Source organism: Lysinibacillus sp. FSL K6-1151, from assembly GCF_038630755.1.
Taxonomy (GTDB): Bacteria; Bacillota; Bacilli; order Bacillales_A; family Planococcaceae; genus Lysinibacillus; species Lysinibacillus fusiformis_D.
Map to the genome: position 1 here is coordinate 4,518,978 of NZ_CP152040.1, position 15,263 is coordinate 4,534,240.

A 15,263-nucleotide genomic window follows, 5' to 3' on the forward strand; every position below is an offset into this window, starting at 1 on the left:
GACTATGCAGGGTCTTTTTTTAAGATAAAATAATGACTAGTATATAACCCAAAACGGATAAACAAACAGAGCCAATTAAACCAGCAATAAATGCCTTTACACCAAGCTCCTTAAAGGTTTTAATCTCCACATTTAACCCAAGGCCAGCCATGGCCATAGCGATTAAAATATACGCAATATTGACAAATGCTTGTGCTACATTAGCTGGTATAATCCCCAATGAATTAATAGCACTCATCGCTAAAAACCCTAAAATAAACCACGGAATGATGGAGAAGGAAAATGCCTTTTTCTCTTTATTTTTGTCTATTCTTCGATAGAAAATACCGATCATAATTGCTACTGGTACAAGTAGGGCAACACGTGTTAATTTCACAATAACCGCTATATCAATGGCTTCATTTCCACCAGCAGACGCTGCTGCAATAACATGGGCAATTTCATGTAATGTACCACCTGCAAAAATACCGTACTCTGTTGGCGTTAAGTCGATGATGGAATAGATAACCGTATAAATAAGCGTAAATATAGTCCCTAATAAGGCAACAATTGCTGCCCCTACTGCCGTTTCTTTTTCATTTGCTTTTATTTGAGGTGCGATTGCCACTACAGCAGCAGCCCCACAAATTGCTGTCCCACAAGCCGTTAATATCCCTAGCTTCTGTTCCACTTTAAACATTTTTGTTAATCCGTACACAACTAGTAAAGCAAATACTAAATTAATGACTGCAATCAAAAAAACATTTGCCCCTGCATGATAAATGTCTGCCAAATTTAAGCGCATGCCCAATAAAATAATGCCAAGCCGTAATAGCTTCTTACTAGAGAAGGCAATACCCACTTGCCATGAATCTTGTACTTTAAAAGCTGCTCTCCAAGCCATTCCTAATATAATGGCAATAACCAACTGACCTAATATTGAAAAGAAAGGAAATGTGGCAATATATTTCGCTACTAAAGCAATAAGGAGTGTTAACAATACTCCCTTCAAGAAATTAGGATTAAGGGTGGATTTCACTTTATTCTGTCTATTAACCATGTTGTTCACTTCTTTCTCCCTTGTTGATTATTACTTTAATAAAAAGCGAACTATTAGTAAAATACATATATATAATCATTATCATTAACATTTCTAATAATAGAGGTGAAACTATGCAATACGAAGCTTTAAAAACGTTCGTCACACTAGTTGAGGTCAATAATTTTACGAAAACCTCTGAAATACTTCATATTTCACAGCCAAGTGTTAGCTTACACATTAAAAACCTAGAGCAAGAATTACAAACAACCTTGTTTATTCGTTCACCAAAATCCGTACAAATTACACCAACTGGTGAAATTCTTTATAAACGAGCGAAGCAAATCATGGCTATAACTGAAGCGGCGAAAGAGGATATTGCGGCCTATCATCAAGAGGTACAAGGTACATTAGTCATTGGAGCAAGCTTTACGATTGGCGAATATATATTGCCCCCCATCATAGCAAGCTTGCAGCAACAGTTCCCACAACTTGAGCTTCAAATTATTATTGGCAATACAAAAGAAATCATTCAATATACAAAATTATTGCAAGTTGATATTGGTCTGATAGAAGGGCAAGCACAGGATAATGAACTGGTAATTAAGCCATTTATGCAGGATGAACTATTTATTGTCAGTGCCAGTAATCATCCACTGACAAAGCAACAACCCATTACCCCTGATAAACTTCAACAGCAAAACTGGGTTGCCCGTGAAGAAGGCTCTGGGACACGTTATTATTTAGATCATTTATTCAGAGCTAACGGTCTACAAATCCAATCACTTTTGACGATTAGTAGTAATCAGGGGGTCAAAGAGAGCGTTATGCAGGGACTTGGTCTTTCCTTACTATCCGCTTGTGTTATTGAACGTGAATTAAAAAATGAAGATATGACCATTTTGCCCCTTGAAGGACAGCATTTTCTGCGGACATTTTCTTATCTTTGCTCACCAACGATGAAAAATAAGCGCAATGTCGACATACTCATAGATATATTAATAAAGAAAGCTTAGCTGACTTTTTCTCGTCGCTAAGCTTTCTTTATGGTTCTTCTCGTATTCAAACGCTTAGTTTCAATGATTTCCACAAATTTTGTCGCTGCTCTAGAAAGAGGTACTGTTTTCAAATAACACATACCAATACTCCTTGTTGGAATACTTTCCATTAAGGTTAATTCATAGAGAAGACCTCGCTGGAGATAGTCCTTTGAAAATTCCTTGGTTACACACGCAATACCGAGATTACTACGAGCAAACTCTAACACCAAATCATGTGAACCTAGCTCAAATTCGGGTTCAATATGGATACCTCTTGCAAAGAGATAGTCTTCCACATACTTTCGTGAATTCGATTTTTTCTCTAGAAAGATAAGTGGAAATTTCAAAAGATCCTCATAGCTTAAACTTTTAGACGCAAGTGTCTTGTATTTCTCCCCACACACGAAGATATCTTGAATATTCGTGCATACGGTTAACTGTAATGTTGAATCCTCTATTGGAAAATTGCAAAATCCGATATCGACCTCACCCGATTTAATAAAATTACATATTTCAGATGTTGTACCATTCAACATTTGTAATTTGATATTCGGATACATTGTATGGAATGCTTCTAAATAAGGCATTAAAAAGAAGCGTGAAATGGTATCCCCTACTCCTAGTTTTAATTGCCCTGTTGTTAAATTTTTAAACTCTAGCAACTTTTCTTCACCAGCATCTAAAAGCCCTAAAGCTGAATTCGTATATTCAAAGAGAAGACTACCCTCTGTTGTCAGCGTCACACCTTTTGGAGTTCGATTAAAAAGACGTGTTCCAAGCTCCTTCTCCAATTGCATCATTGCCTGACTAACAGCAGGCTGTGTCATATATAAATCCTTAGCCGCACTCGAAAAGCTATTATTTTTTGCTACAACACTAAAAATACGATATAAATCTAATTTCCCTATCATATAAGCACCTCTTATAGCTATTATATGAACTATTAATTTTACTTATATCATTACTGGAGCGTATAGTAAAATCATATGGATTTTATTTCACTTTACGATTGATAGAATGAGGAGAGATTAAGTTGGAACGTGTAATCGGTACAGTTGTAAGAGGTCTTCGTGGTCCTATTATTAACGAAGGCGATAATATTGAACAAATCGTTGTAGATACAGTGTTAAATGCTGCGACAATTGAAGGCTATGCAATCGAGGATCGTGATATTGTCACAGTAACTGAATCTGTTGTAGCACGTGCACAAGGTAACTATGCATCAATAGATGATATCGCTGTAGATGTGGCAGCTAAGTTCGGCGATGATACTGTCGGCGTTATTTTCCCGATTTTAAGTCGAAACCGCTTTGCCAACTGTTTACGTGGTATTGCCAAAGGTGTTAAAAAGGTTGTACTAATGCTAAGCTACCCATCCGATGAAGTAGGTAATCACCTTGTAGATATTGATGAGTTAGATGTAAAAGGCATTAACCCTTGGACAGATACATTAAATGAGGTTGAATTCCGTGAACATTTTGGCTACCAAAAACATACATTCACGGGTGTAGATTATATCGAATACTATAAAGAGTTAATTGAAGCAGAAGGCGCTAAATGTGAAGTCATCTTCTCTAATAACCCAAAAACAATTTTAAATTATACAAAGAGTGTATTAACATGTGATATTCATACACGCTTCCGTACAAAGCGCATTTTAACAGCAAACGGTGCTGAAAAAGTTTACAGCCTTGATAATATTTTAGCTGAGTCTATTAATGGGTCTGGCTTCAATGCAGAATATGGTCTTCTTGGCTCTAACAAAGCGACAGAGGATAGTGTAAAACTATTCCCCCATACTTGTCAGCCAATTGTTGATGGAATCCAAGCAAAAATTAAAGAGGCAACAGGCAAAACGGTAGAAGTCATGATTTATGGTGACGGTGCATTTAAAGATCCAGTGGGTAAAATTTGGGAGCTTGCAGACCCTGTTGTTTCACCAGCGTTTACGGCTGGATTGCATGGAACACCAAACGAGGTTAAATTGAAATACTTAGCAGATAACGACTTTGCTAACCTTCGAGGTGAAGAATTAAAAGCCGCTATTTCTGAATACATTCAAAATAAAGATGAAGATTTAACGGGTCAAATGGCTGCACAAGGAACAACACCTCGTCGCTTAACAGACCTAATCGGTTCGCTATCTGATCTAACATCTGGCTCAGGTGACAAAGGAACACCTATGATTTATATTCAAGGTTACTTCGATAACTATACTAAATAAAAAAAATGAACTCTCGTGTAGAAATGAGAGTTCATTTTTATTTACCTTTGCGTGAGGATGACAGGAATCGAACCTGTAAGCCCTTTTCAAAAGGGATATGCATTCCTTGCACACTTCCTCATATTATATATTTTTGGAGTAATTGATTTAGTATTACATTTTTCTCAGTCCTTTTTATTTAATCTTTAATCAAAGTAATTTTGTTAGATCCATTTTATTTTAAGCCATTTGGAATCATTTCTTCCTGTAGCCAATGATCGCTTGTTTGAACATGTTGCGGTCTCACAAATTTTCCTAAATTATAGCGAAAATCATCATAATGGAATGAGGCAGCGTTTCTAATCACATACCCCTCTTGTTCACCATCAAAAATGGATTTACCAGTAAATGTCCGTTTTATTTGTTCTTCATCAAAAATACCCCGATATAAAACGGGTACTGTTTCAATACCTAACTCAGCTGCAAAAGCGACCGTTTCATCCCAACTTAAACAAATATTATCTTCATTCCAAATACTAAATAAATAAAAATAACTTGTTAAGGCTTGATAATAAATGGAATGCTTCGCATACATATTTTCTCCACATAAGCGCCAATCATTAGGAATTCGATACGCAAAACTTGCATGAAATGTTTTTATCCAATGTCTAGAAGGATGATTGGCTGAATGGATGCTTCTGGCATGCATATAGTCTTTGTAAAGCGTAGTGCCTTCCCCATCTAGTTTTTCAGTGACCACCACTTCTTTTCCTATAAAATGATTCACATTTTTAGCAACTTTATCATCATGGGTATAGCCCCTGCTCCAGGGTAAATGAAAGCTTCTTGGGTATTTCATTAATTTCGTCATAGTTCCACTTCCTTTCCTTTTTATTTAGCAAATTGATCTGCCTCTCGGAAGAAATAAAGTCTTGTTAATAAATCACCATCTAATAAGTGATAAATTTGGCTTCCGCCTTTATCGCCCCCATACTGGATTAACATATGAAATTGCACTAAATGAACAACCTTCAACACAAAATCCTCTTCAAAGCCCAACTCTACGAGAAAATGACAAACCAATTGGGCAGATACATTTTCATGCCCATAATAGCCATATCGTTGTTGCAATGGTTTATATTTTTTGCAAAATGGTTTGCCGACATCATGGAACAATGCAGCCAATTGTAGTGCCAGTTTATCGCTTTCCAAGTAGTATTCATTGATATAGGCAAACACGAAATACGTATGCTGACATAGTAAAAATTGATGGTATGGATTTTCTTGATTGAAATGATAAATTTCTTTAAAAAGTGGGACTGATCGAAGTGTTTGAAACAGTTCTTCATAAGTGGGTTGGCTTTGTATAAGTGAGACAAATTGCTGTCGAGAGATATCATAGGGACTTGATTCATGTACAATATGCACTTCATCAAACCCTTCTCCTGCTGTAGGAAACTCTAGATGCTTTCTCATTTTTTCCATCACCAATAATGGTACATGCCGCTTCCGCCGTTGGTTTCTGGCTACACAGATTGAATAAGGGGTATCAAAGTAATAGCATTCCTTCTTAACCGCACTCGACAATTTGCGGAGTGCAAACATTCTGCGCTCCCGCTCTATATTGGTGGCATCTACAATGACAGAATAACCTTTTGCCACTAAATCATTCAGACGCTCATATAACGTGCGAAAGACTACTCGTGATTTTTGCTTGGTGGCATCACCAAACAATTCTTGACGTATTGCATCACTGGAAAGAATAATCGCATTTTCACTTTTCGCTAGCTGTTTCACAAATGTACTTTTTCCACTTCCAGGCAACCCCACTGTAAAGATTACCTTCATCCTCTGCACCTCCCTTCAAGTTTCTATATCGTATTAAAAGAACAATCCTTTAGTTTTCAATACATACTGTAAGCAATTTAAAAGGCATGAGCCATTACCACACCAATACTCATGCCTTCATTATTTTTTAGCTTACGTCACTTATGGGCAAAGTGTCCGTGCTATATTTTCAAAGTAACGAACACCATATATAAGAGCTTCTTCATCTACTTTAAAACGAGGATGGTGCAATGGGTACGCTTCACCAAACTCTACGTTATGTACCCCGATAAATTGCATAGATGAGGGAACAACTTCTGAAAAATCGGCAAAATCCTCTGTGCCAAATATAGGTTCAGGCAATACCTTCACACCTGTAGCACCAACAATCTCTCCAGCTATACGACGAGATAATGCCGTTAATTCCTTATCATTTGTGACGGAAGGGCAACCTAGCTCCCAATTAATGTCTACTTTTGCACCGTGCATAGTTGCAATACCTGTCACTATCTTTTCTAAATGTTCTCGTGTATCCACACGAATTTTCGCATCTAGGGAACGGATTGTTCCTCCAAGCTCTGCTGTATCTGCAATAATATTTAATGCCGTTCCACAGTGAAATTTTGCAACAGTTAAAACAGGTGCATGTGTACTTGGCACTTTACGTGACACTATTGTTTGTAAAGCTACAACTATTTCAGAACCAATTATTAAAGGATCTATAGCGACCTCTGGTGTTGATGCATGACCGCCACGACCATAAATTTTAATTTCAAAATCATCTGCTGCTGCAGTAAATTTACCATCTTTCATAGCAAATTGCCCTACTTCATAATCAGGGCTCACGTGTAAAGCGAAAGCATAATCGACATTCTCTACTATTCCTAGTGCAACTAGTTGAGCAGCCCCCCCTGGTGTCACCTCTTCAGCATGCTGAAAAACAAAACGAATTTCTCCATTAAAATTGGTCCCACGCTCAGCCAATGCCTTTGCTGCACCAAGTAACATGGCTGGATGAGCATCATGTCCACACGCATGCATGACCCCTGGATTTATTGATTTGAATGGTAGATCCGTTTCTTCTTCAATCGGCAATGCGTCAATATCAGCTCGTAGTAAAATGGTATGTCCTTTATCTTCTGTTTTTGTACCTCTTAAAAAGGCACATACACTTGTTTCTGTTAAACGTCTTACTTCTAAATGAGGAAACGTTATTAATTGATCATAAATATATTGAGCTGTCTTATGCTCTTGATGTGATAATTCAGGATGCATATGCAAATGCCGACGCCATTCAACAACCTGTTGTTTTAAATTAGCTGTTTCTATCAATCTAATCACTCCTAATTTATTATTTATTTTATTAAAATGGTCCATAATTTATGAGATGCGCAATGACTAATAAGACAATCGCTAAGCCTGTCTGTATAAGGAAGTAAGGAAATACCCATCTGAACCATTTTGAAAATGGAATACCTGCTATTGCTAGTCCCGCTAATAAAACACCACTTGTTGGAATGACCATATTTGAAATACCATCACCAAACTGGAAAGCCAGTACGGCTGTTTGCCTAGTTACACCAATTAAATCGGCTAAAGGCGTCATGATCGGCATCGTTAACGCAGCTTGTCCACTTCCAGAAGGTACTAAGAAATTTAAGCAGAGCTGAAGCAAAAACATTCCTATCGCATTGATAGAAGCAGGTAATACACTTACAGTATTTGAAACAAAATGAAGAATAGTATCAATTAATCCTCCATTTGTAGTAATAACTAAAATGGTTTGGGCAAATCCGATAATTAATGCTCCTTCTACCATATCCCGGGCACCAGAAATAAACCCTTCAGCCATTTTATTTGGTCCAATCTTACAAATAATAGACATAATAATGCTGCTTAATAGAAAGACACCGGCAATTTCACTTATATACCATTGATACTTTATTACCCCTACAATCAATGCAACAAAATTTCCCAATAATACGAATAGTGCTATCAAATGACGTGGGCTCATCTTAAAGTCTAAATCAATTTTGATGCTCTCTTCTCTTTTAAACTTTCCGTAAATCCCTTTCGATGGGTCACTCTTCACTTTTTTTGCATGCCTGTATATATAAAGTACTGTCAAACTATAAAAAACGATGAACACAATGATTCGATATGACATTCCTGAATACATTGGAAGCTCTGCAATAGTTTGAGCTACACCAATGTTAAATGGGTTCGTAATGCCTGAAGTAAAGCCAGTTGCTAATGTACCTAGCATGACGATCGCAAAGCCTGTAATCGCATCCATTCCGAGTGCCATCGTTAACGGGATAATAATCGCTATATAGACAAGCGTATCCTCTGCTGAGCCAATTAGTGTCCCTAAACTAGCAAATATTAAAACTAGAATAGGGATTAATACGTACTCTTGTTTTCCAAATTTCGAGGCCATAACTTTAATAAAGGAATCAATAGCTCCAGTCTTTTGCATTACCCCTAAAGCGCCTCCAAATAAAAAGACAAATAAAATAATAGAAGCACCCTCAAGCATTCCCAGATGCACACTATTGAATATTTCTAGAAAGCCAATAGGATTTGACTTGATATACTGAAAGGATTCTGGATCTACTATCATTCTGCCATTACTCTCAACTCTTTCATATTGTCCAGCTGGTAAAATATAGGTCAGTAACGACATGACTAAAATAATAATAAACATTAATACAAATGCATTAATTCCCTTTATCCGTGGTTCATCTTCTTTTTTATCTTGCTGTAGGTTTACCATAACCGTCTCCCCCTAATAATTTTTTCTTTAGCTTTGAACTGAGGCACAGACAACGTATCCATTAAGCATTTCTTACACACCTACAAGTTTCCACCAAGCGGAAAAACATTCCGATTAACGGAAACTTTATACACAAGAATAAAAAACAGAAGATGAAATGTCAATATATTTCGACAATTCAGTTAAATTTATTTTTACTTCTAGGACAAATAAAAACTAAATATTAATAACAAATTCTTAAAAAACAGGCATAATGTTAGACTTTCCTACATATAAAAAAGACTGCTCCACTTATTTGTGGAACAGCCTTTATCGTTAAACGCAGGTTTCTTTATAATTTTATTATAGCATAAATTTACAATAATTATTAGACTATACTTCATTGCGGAGTAGATGTATGATAAATTTCCTGATTCAATCACCCTACATTTCCTCTTAGGTTAAATACGTTTATATACTAAAAAAGGTGTTTGGACAACCATTTAAAGGAGAATCACAATTATTTTCTTTTCACCATATTTATAGGTGAGGATTACTACTAACAGAAGAGAAAAATATGGAGAGGAATGTGAGTAAACGTTGGAAAATCAAAATGACTGGCTAGAAGAAAAACATCATCTTGAGCAAAGTTTAAACCTCATTGATCACAAAAAGAACGAATTATTGCTAAAAGAAAAGAGCTTCAAGGAAAATGCTGTCGCTCTGAAGAAAACTTTTTGGAACGATGTCAGAGTCAATTTAGACACTGCTGAAGATGTTGACGAAACCTTTTTCGCGATTAAGCAACAGGTAGAGCTTCTCTCTGACTCAGAGCTTGCACAGCAGCGTGCAATTCAGAATGTAAAGGTATACGAACGTTTACAACAGTCACCCTATTTTGCTCGTATTGACTTTTTACAAGATGGGCAGCAAGATCCATTAAAAATTTATATAGGTGTTGCCACTTTATTGGACGAACAAGATGAAAATATAGTTATTTATGATTGGCGTGCACCTATATCAAGTATGTACTATGATTGCACACCAGGTAAAGCCTCCTACGACACAACAGCAGAAGAGATTCATGGTGAAATGCTACTGAAACGGCAATTTATTATTAAAAACGGGCAGCTACAATCGATGTTTAATACTGGTCTTACCATTGGGGATGATTTATTGCTTGCTATCCTTGCACAAAATGCAAACGAGCATATTCGTAGTATCGTTGCAACGATTCAAGCTGAGCAAAATAAAATTATTCGCCATGTTCAATCACGCTATCTTATTGTAGAGGGTGTTGCGGGTAGTGGTAAAACAGCTGTGGCTTTACAACGAGTCGCTTATCTATTGTATCGCTATCGCAATGAAATGACGGCCGATCAAATTTTACTGATTACACCTAATCAACTTTTTAACCAATATGTCCATACGGTCTTACCTGATTTAGGCGAGGACAATATGCAGCAATTAACGTTTATAGAGTATGTAGAAAAGCGATTAGGTCGACAGTTTAAATTGGAATATCCGTACGAGCAATTAGAGGGCCTTTTAACAGAAAAAGATGAAGCTCATTATCAAACAAAATTAAGTAGTATATCTTATAAAGCGAGCCTTGCTTACAAGCATTTGATGGATCAATATGTAAGCTATTTATCCAATAAGGGCTTATTATTTAAAAATATCGTATTTCGTGGGGAACGAATTATTACAGCACAGGAAATTACTGAATACTTCTATTCTTTCCCTTCCACTATGTCGATACCAAATCGCCTACAATTCGTAAAAGAATGGTTATTGCAGCAACTGACGAAATTTGAAAAGGCTGAGCGTACAAAAGAATGGGTAGAAGAAGCGACTGAACTATTAGATAAAGAGGACTACTCCAAGTCTTACAGTGAGCTTTTATACGAAGGGCGCTATACTGAAAATTCATTCGATGATTTAGATCAAGAACGACAAAAATTAGCGAGACAAATTGTTAAAAAATACTTTAAACCGTTACGCAATTCCGTTCACCAATTAAAGTTTGTGCATATGTTAGGTACGTATCGCCAACTCTTTGATTTGAATAATCCCATTACTAAAGATTTACAGCATCTTATGCCAAACGATTGGGAGGATATTTGCCAGCAGACACTTCCAAATTTAGCAAAACGTTTTATAGCTTATGAAGATGCAGCACCATTTTTATATTTACAGGACAAAATTGAAGGGCAGCAGACTAATACGATGATCCATCATGTATTGATTGATGAAGCGCAAGATTATTCTCCATTCCAACTAACTGTATTACAGCAGTTATTCCCAAAAGCACGTATGACTATTTTAGGAGATGGACATCAAACGATTCATCCACATACCTTCGATAACCCTTCCCTGCTCGACCCTCAATTATATGGTGAGCAGGCTGAAAAAATGATTTTAACGAAAAGCTATCGTTCGACAAAACAAATCATTCAACTTACTGCAAAAATTTTAAATGATGGTAGCGAAGTTGAGGCATTTAACCGAACTGGTCCAGAACCATCAATTACTGTCGTTCCTAATGAATTGGAACTGATAGATGAAATTACCCAAAACATCCATCACCTCTCTGCTAAATTTGAAACCATTGCTGTCATTTGTAAAACTGCTGCTGAATGCTCCGCAGTATATGGGCAATTAAGTAATCAAGTAGATATTCAATTGATTAACCATAATACGAAGCAGTTTAAAAAGGGTATTTTATTACTTCCAGCTTATATGGCGAAAGGTATCGAATTTGATGCTGTGCTTATTTATAATGCATCTGCTGCTAATTACGCAAAGGAAAACGAACGGTACTATTTTTATACAGCCTGCACGAGGGCTATGCATGAGCTACACATTTATTCCATCAACAAATTAACGCATTTCCTTCAATGATAGCTAACAGATCCTCCTGTCATAGTGCTGAAAAACAAAACTATCAATAGAATTCTTGTGAAAGGTGAAAATGGATTTCCGTTGCAGGCTACTTGCTTTCCTGTGGGCGTGCGCCGAGCCCACTACGTCCAGTATGAAAGAGAAGGAAAAGACACTTTTGCACATGGTTGGTTGGAGTGGAGCCAGCGTCACAGCTGAGACCCTAGAGCGAACGGAATGCGTGAAGCGGCTCATCGGACGCGCCCTGAGAAGGATGCTGGCGGAACGGAAATCAACCTCTCGCCTTGCCAAAAAGTCTTTTTCTGCTATTTACTTCGTCTTTCTTCAACAACATAACAGGAGGATCTGTTACTGACAGATCCTCCTGTGTTTTTATATATAGAAAGTGTAATCTTCTGGAATGACACGTTTTAAAAATTTCTTTGTGCGCTCCTCTTTTGGGCTTACGAAAATATCATGAGGGCTACCCTCTTCTACGACAACGCCTCCATCCATGAAAATCACACGTTTAGCAACATCTTTGGCGAATCCCATTTCATGTGTCACCACAAGCATTGTTGTGCCTTCAGCTGCAATATTTTTCATGACCTGTAGGACCTCACCTACTAATTCAGGATCAAGTGCGGACGTTGGTTCGTCAAATAAAATAATATCTGGGTTCAATGCTACTGCACGTGCAATTCCTACTCGCTGCTGCTGACCGCCTGACAGTTGACTTGGATAGGCATCATACTTTTCCGATAAACCTACTTTATCAAGTGCCTTTTTACCAATGTCCACAGCCTGTGCTTTAGGAATTTTACGTCCAATGATTAAACCTTCCGTCACATTTTCTAATGCCGTTTTATTAGTGAAAAGATTATAATTTTGGAAGACAAATGCGACACGTTGGCGAATTGCATGTACGTCTTTTTTCTTCACATGTTGAAAATCCACTTGAATATCTCCAAATGTCGCATGTCCTTGATCCGCTTTTTCTAAAAAATTGATGCAACGTAATAATGTTGTTTTTCCCGAGCCACTAGGGCCTAAAATAACAACAACATCGCCTTTATCAATTGCTAAATCAACACCCTTTAAAATTTCATTACCACCAAATGATTTATGAATATTTTTAATTTCTAACATGCTCATTCACCCCTTAGGCATTTGCCACTTTATATTTGCTTAAATATTTTTCATAGCGCTTAAACAAGTACTCCACCGTACTACATAATATTAAGTACACGATAAAGATATCCAGATAGGCTTCCACGTAATTGTAGCCAACATTTGCAGCTACTTTTGCCTTCAGTGTAATTTCAGGAAGTGACATTGCGTAGCCTAACGAGGTAGCTTTAATAAGATTGACGGTAGCTGTACAAATATTCGGTAGCGCAACTACTAATGCTTGTGGAATGATAATTCGAGTATAAGCTTGGAATGTTGTCAAACCTACTGAGTGTGCAGCCTCTAATTGCCCCTTTTCAATAGTGCTTAACGCAGAACGAAAGACCTCTATTAAAATGGCTGTTGAGCTGAATGCAAACACGATAAACGCATACCAAATTGGATTGATTTTATAAATATCATACGCAATATTATATTTTTCAAAAATAATTTTTAACATTAACGGGATACTACTATAGATAATAAAGATTTGTATAATGATTGGCGTTCCTCGCACGAATGAAACGTAAATTTTTGCTAGATGATGAATAACTGGAATTTTATTAATTCTAGTGAGTGCCAACAAAAAACCAAGTGGCAGAGCTATCAATAAAGCAACAACTGTGACAAGGAGTGCAATGGGAACACCAGATAATGCAATGAAAAATGTTTCAAGTAAAAATGGATAATTCACGTTCACGCCTCCTCCTTAAGTTGTTTCTAAAGTTTTCTTACCCTTCCCAAATATCTTTTCTAATATAGTAAATATTTTTTCTATAATAATTGATAACACCCAATAAATAATGGCTAATGCAATATAAATTTCTAAGGCATGAGCATTGATGTTACTGGCAATAATTAAATTTGCCTTGCCCACAATGTCAATTAGACCAATTGTATAAGCTAGTGCACCTTCTTGTAGCAAAGCAATCATACCATTCCCAAAGTTCGGCAAAGCAACGACAAGTGCCTGTGGGAAAATAATTCGACAGTATGCCTGAAATGGTGTTAAGCCCACACTAACCGCTGCTTCAAACTGACCTTTTGGAATAGCTAAATAGGCTGATCTTATCACCTCAGACATGATTGCAGCAAATTGTAAGGTGAATGTTACGACAACGAATATAGCTGTTTCAATTGAATGGAGGTTAAGACCAACATTTTCTGCTAATGCTGGCACACCATAATAGACAAGAAATAACAAAACGATGGATGGCGTACAACGCATAATCGTTGTATATAAATTTGCGAATTTTTGTAACCACTTTATTGAAGATAGCTTAGCTGCCGCCAACAATAAACCAAATAGTGTGCCTAAGATAATCGAGGACCCTGCAACTAAGAACGTCATTTTTAAAAATGGTAATAACATTGGGATTGCGTTCCAAATGTAGGTTGCATCAAAATATTTATCCATTTCCTCACCAACTTTTCCTTTTATGAATAAAGACTGCTGAGCATTAAAGACTCAACAGCCTTATTATTCGTTCCGTTTCAAACTAACGATTAACATTTTCTAGCACTTCAAATAAATCGCGACCATAGAACTTGGTGCTTAATTCATTTGGTTTTTTCTGCTCTTTAATTTGAGCTATCGCTTTATCGTAGGCATTAGCAAATTCTTGCTCTTTTTTATTGAACAGAGGCCATGTTTTAATGACAGCAAATTCGTTATAGACAACCTCATCTTTTAAGTTGTAATAAGGGCCATCCTCAGCAAGCACTTGTTGTTTAAATGGTCCCTCAATCATGACGCCACCATCAACACGACCTTCATTTACCCACTGCACAACGTCTACGGTAAATGCATCACCAGCTTGAAGTTGTACTTTATTATCTGGATTTGCCGTATTATACTCATCGATAATTGTATATTGCGCGTTATTAGCAGCAATCGGTGCTAAAGAATAACCTTTTTTTGCAAAATCGGCTAATGTTTTCACACCTTCATCCTCTTTACGTAAAACGAGCCCCGCACTACTTAACCCTAAAAATTCCTTCGGGAAAATAAATTTCTCTGTACGCTCCTGTGTAAAGAAGGCATTTTTAACCCCTACTTGATATTTCCCTTGCTCAACACCAATCAACAAATCATCACTTGTTGTACCTACGTATTCAAATTGATAGTCAGGTAATAATTCATCTACTAATTTCATTACTTCTACATCATACCCTGTTGGATTTCCATTATCGTCGATATAGCTAATAGGCTTGGAGGCTTGATCGTAGGCGACCTTTACTGTACGAACCTGTTCACCATCACCTGAATCCTTATCTGCTGATTCCCCTGAATTACACCCCGTCAAAAGTGCTATAGAAGCCAAACCAATTGCGGCAAATTGAAATAATCTATTCTTTTTCATCTGT

Annotated in this window: 13 protein-coding genes and 1 tRNA gene; 3 read left to right on the top strand and 11 right to left on the bottom strand. The window is 36.9% G+C overall.

Annotated elements, in window-relative coordinates; translation table 11 throughout:
* Nucleotides 1–19: 19 nt before the first annotated feature.
* Nucleotides 20–1,039, bottom strand: coding sequence for a YeiH family protein (locus MHI04_RS22000; RefSeq protein WP_058845139.1), 1,020 nt, complete (start codon nt 1,037–1,039; stop codon nt 20–22).
* A 113-nt stretch (nt 1,040–1,152) separates the two neighbouring features.
* On the opposite strand from MHI04_RS22000, the gene MHI04_RS22005 reads away from it, so the two are divergent.
* Entirely contained in the window at nt 1,153–2,034 is an 882-nt protein-coding gene (locus MHI04_RS22005; RefSeq protein WP_036123879.1) for a LysR family transcriptional regulator, read from the top strand.
* Nucleotides 2,035–2,051: 17 nt separating this feature from the next.
* On the opposite strand, the gene MHI04_RS22010 is transcribed toward MHI04_RS22005, so the two are convergent.
* On the bottom strand, nt 2,052–2,969 hold the full coding sequence (locus MHI04_RS22010) for a LysR family transcriptional regulator (RefSeq protein ID WP_058845141.1): 918 nt from the start codon (nt 2,967–2,969) through the stop codon (nt 2,052–2,054).
* Nucleotides 2,970–3,091: 122 nt separating this feature from the next.
* Between MHI04_RS22010 and MHI04_RS22015 the strand changes: the two genes are divergently transcribed.
* Nucleotides 3,092–4,282 carry a coenzyme F420-0:L-glutamate ligase gene (locus MHI04_RS22015; RefSeq protein ID WP_058845142.1) on the top strand — a complete coding sequence of 397 codons (1,191 nt, stop codon included), beginning with the start codon at nt 3,092–3,094 and terminating at the stop codon, nt 4,280–4,282.
* Between the two features lie 52 nt (nt 4,283–4,334).
* Here the strand turns inward: MHI04_RS22015 and MHI04_RS22020 are convergent.
* From MHI04_RS22020 to MHI04_RS22040, 5 genes are all read right to left on the bottom strand, one after another.
* Nucleotides 4,335–4,402: transfer RNA gene (locus tag MHI04_RS22020), tRNA-Ser, on the bottom strand.
* A gap of 94 nt (nt 4,403–4,496) precedes the next feature.
* Nucleotides 4,497–5,132, bottom strand: coding sequence for an RNA ligase family protein (locus tag MHI04_RS22025; protein WP_036123890.1), 636 nt, complete (start codon nt 5,130–5,132; stop codon nt 4,497–4,499).
* Between the two features lie 20 nt (nt 5,133–5,152).
* Complete coding sequence (locus MHI04_RS22030) at nt 5,153–6,109, bottom strand: AAA family ATPase (RefSeq protein WP_058845143.1); 957 nt, start codon at nt 6,107–6,109, stop codon at nt 5,153–5,155.
* A gap of 141 nt (nt 6,110–6,250) precedes the next feature.
* Entirely contained in the window at nt 6,251–7,429 is a 1,179-nt protein-coding gene (locus MHI04_RS22035; RefSeq protein WP_308221978.1) for an amidohydrolase, read from the bottom strand.
* 22 nt (nt 7,430–7,451) lie between these two features.
* Entirely contained in the window at nt 7,452–8,864 is a 1,413-nt protein-coding gene (locus MHI04_RS22040) for an AbgT family transporter (RefSeq protein ID WP_036123899.1), read from the bottom strand.
* Between the two features lie 579 nt (nt 8,865–9,443).
* Between MHI04_RS22040 and helD the strand changes: the two genes are divergently transcribed.
* Nucleotides 9,444–11,747 (top strand): RNA polymerase recycling motor HelD, encoded by a 2,304-nt coding sequence (gene helD, locus MHI04_RS22045; RefSeq protein WP_036123902.1) that lies wholly within the window; start codon nt 9,444–9,446, stop codon nt 11,745–11,747.
* A gap of 372 nt (nt 11,748–12,119) precedes the next feature.
* Here the strand turns inward: helD and MHI04_RS22050 are convergent, their stop codons facing one another.
* From MHI04_RS22050 to MHI04_RS22065, 4 genes are all read right to left on the bottom strand, one after another.
* On the bottom strand, nt 12,120–12,875 hold the full coding sequence (locus MHI04_RS22050) for an amino acid ABC transporter ATP-binding protein (protein WP_058844107.1): 756 nt from the start codon (nt 12,873–12,875) through the stop codon (nt 12,120–12,122).
* Between the two features lie 13 nt (nt 12,876–12,888).
* Nucleotides 12,889–13,590 carry an amino acid ABC transporter permease gene (locus MHI04_RS22055; protein ID WP_036123914.1) on the bottom strand — a complete coding sequence of 234 codons (702 nt, stop codon included), beginning with the start codon at nt 13,588–13,590 and terminating at the stop codon, nt 12,889–12,891.
* A gap of 15 nt (nt 13,591–13,605) precedes the next feature.
* Nucleotides 13,606–14,313: an amino acid ABC transporter permease gene (locus MHI04_RS22060; protein WP_036123917.1), complete on the bottom strand. Its 708-nt coding sequence runs from the start codon at nt 14,311–14,313 to the stop codon at nt 13,606–13,608.
* 82 nt (nt 14,314–14,395) lie between these two features.
* A complete protein-coding gene (locus MHI04_RS22065; protein ID WP_036123919.1) occupies nt 14,396–15,259 on the bottom strand; it encodes a transporter substrate-binding domain-containing protein in 864 nt (287 codons plus the stop codon).
* Between the last annotated feature and the right edge of the window lie 4 nt (nt 15,260–15,263).